The 2202-nt window shown below is 42.1% G+C and carries 2 protein-coding genes; one reads left to right on the top strand and one right to left on the bottom strand.

Annotated features, from left to right (window positions below; all coding sequences use genetic code 11):
• A partial coding sequence (locus F6K49_RS42780; RefSeq protein ID WP_293107569.1) for a sulfiredoxin occupies positions 1 to 240 on the bottom strand: 240 nt, incomplete at its 3' end.
• Between the two features lie 435 nt (positions 241 to 675).
• Between F6K49_RS42780 and iscB the strand changes: the two genes are divergently transcribed.
• Complete coding sequence (gene iscB / locus F6K49_RS42775) at positions 676 to 1947, top strand: RNA-guided endonuclease IscB (protein ID WP_293107565.1); 1272 nt, start codon at positions 676 to 678, stop codon at positions 1945 to 1947.
• Positions 1948 to 2202: the final 255 nt, after the last annotated feature.

Below are 2202 nucleotides of genomic sequence, written 5' to 3'. Positions count from 1 at the left end.
CGACCGAGGAGCGCGACGCACGCGGCACTTAATGGTTTTTTTTCCTAAACGCTGGTGTGCTTCGTAACGGTGGCAACCGGAAAAACCATAGTATTGCCCATCTACTTCTAACACATCAATGGGTTCGCGCAAACCCTCTTTGGCAATTGATTCCATTAGTGCCGCCACCTTGTTTGGATCATTTTGTCGTGGTAGGGGACGGCGGATTTGCTCTAGGGGAATTTCTTTGATATCTACCATAGTGCTAGTAATTTTTTAATTTAGTTTTGATGGTAATAGGGTTGGGGGTTAGGCGTTAGGGGTTGGGTTAAGGGTTTTTGTACCTAATGTAAGTGTGCCTAATCTAAGCATTCCTAATCCCTAATACTAGGATGCCCGTAGGGACGAGGTTCGGATAGAATAGGAAAAATTAACCAAGGGCTCGTAAACAACTCACCGCTAAGTCTTTCGAACTTAGCGGGAGCTTTCAAGCTCAAAGTTTACCAGTCTAAGTTCTATAAGAACTACGTTATTTCCAAGAGTTAAAGTCCTACCTGGGGATGCGTAGCTAGTCCCCAGCTCTAGAACCCGGTCGTTAAACAGGTGTAGTTGAGTTAAGCCAGTGCGATTGGGAAAGTACCGAGAAATAACTTTGACTAAGCTCACTTTACCCTAGCGATAGGAGAAAACACAGTTATGCGTGTATTTGTACTTAACAAAAATCGGCAACCTTTAGACCCCTGCAAACCAGCGAGAGCTAGAATTATACTCTCGAAAGGCAAAGCTAAAGTCTATCGTCGTTACCCATTTACCATAATTTTAACGGAGGAGATAGAAGAGCCAATAACCCACGGGTCACAACTCAAAATAGACCCTGGCTCAAAAACAAGTGGTTTAGCAATCATTCAAAATAACCGAGTAGTTTGGGGATGTGAACTTACCCACAGAGGCTTTCAAATTCGAGATGCCTTAACCTCTCGTAGGCAGTTAAGGCGTGCCCGACGCCATCGTAAAACTCGATATCGTCAGCCCAGATTTCTTAATAGAACTAGACCAAAAGGTTGGTTAGCTCCTAGCCTAATGTCTAGAGTTCATAACATTTTGACTTGGGTTAAAAAACTAACTCGTTTATGTCCTATTACAGGGCTGTATCAAGAATTGGTTAGATTTGACACTCAGAAGTTACAGAATCCTGAGATATCTGGTATTGAGTATCAACAAGGTACACTTTATGGCTACGAGCTTCGAGAATATTTACTTGAAAAATGGAATCGCAAATGTGCCTATTGTGGAGCCAAAGGCACTCACCTAGAAATTGAACATATTAAACCATTATCCAAAGGTGGTTCTAATAGAGTTTCCAATCTTGCTATTGCTTGTCATTCCTGTAATCATGCTAAATCCAATCAGGAAATTGAACAATTCTTATCTGGGAAGCCTGAAATTTTAAAGAGAATTTTGTCTCAAGCAAAACGACCTTTATCTGATGCGGCTGCTGTTAATACAACTCGTTGGAAGTTATACCATGAGTTAAAGTTGTTCGGATTACCTGTTGAGGTGGGTAGTGGCGGTTTGACTAAGTTTAACCGATGTCGTCAAAATCTACCTAAAACTCATTGGTTAGATGCCGCAAATGTTGGAAAAGTTGATACCTTAATTGTTGAGGATTATAAACCTTTGCTTGTCGCTGCTAAAGGTCACGGAACTCGTCAAATTTGCAGAATAAACAAGTATGGGTTTCCCATTCGTTACTGCTCAAGAGTCAAAATTCATAAAGGTTTTCAAACAGGAGATATTGTTCGTGCTGTTGTCACTAAAGGCAAGAAAATAGGCACTTATGTTGGACGAGTTGCAACTCGTAAATCGGGATATTTCAATATTTCAACTAAATCAGGAATGGTACAGGGAATCAGTCACAAGTACTGTCAATTTATTCACAGAAAGGATGGTTATGCCTATACAGATTAGATCCTGCCCTCCCTTTCCTGAGTGCCTGTCACCTGGGGAAACCCCAGGTGTTTATATGGCACGTTTCACCGTTAAGCCTTCGGCTATAACGGGAGTCTCCAAGGAGGTAAAAAGATGAATCAAGCCACTTTTAATCCTAATGAGATTACTGTGCCCAATGGCTGCTTCTTTGGCTTGCCCTATTCGGTTGAGGAGGCTTCAATAGTTTTCCTCCCTGTTCCTTGGGACGTGACCACATCTTACCGAGAGGGGGCA

The sequence above is a fragment of the Moorena sp. SIO3I6 genome, from assembly GCF_010672095.1.
The sequence above is the reverse complement of the archived record's forward strand: the minus strand, read 5'-3'. Positions and strand labels throughout refer to the sequence as shown.